Source organism: Chryseobacterium sp. SIMBA_028 (assembly GCF_046535285.1).
Classification (GTDB): Bacteria; Bacteroidota; Bacteroidia; order Flavobacteriales; family Weeksellaceae; genus Chryseobacterium.
The window spans coordinates 1-274 of the sequence record NZ_JAWRWZ010000256.1; the positions used below are offsets into that span (position 1 = coordinate 1).

Sequence of the window (274 nt, forward strand, 5' to 3'; positions counted from 1 at the left end):
TGAAAAGGGTCTGCGGGCTTGTGGTGCACATAGACTTTGGTCATGAGTGAGGCGACCCGAATTAACACTGAGAACACGCCGGACATCAAACCACGCAGCCGGGTGGTAACGGACGGTATTCATGCGGCCCCTGCGCGCGGCATGTTCCGCGCCGTCGGCATGGGAGATGATGACTTCGCGAAACCGCAAATTGGCGTCGCAAGTTCCTGGAACGAGATCACGCCCTGCAACCTTTCGCTGAACCGCCTGGCCCAAGGGGCCAAGGAAGGCGTTC

At 59.5% G+C, this 274-nt stretch carries 1 pseudogene; it reads left to right on the top strand.

The features are described from left to right. Positions 1-42 precede the first annotated feature (42 nt). Positions 43-274 (top strand): annotated as a pseudogene (locus tag SCA31_RS23355) (hypothetical protein); the annotation flags it as partial.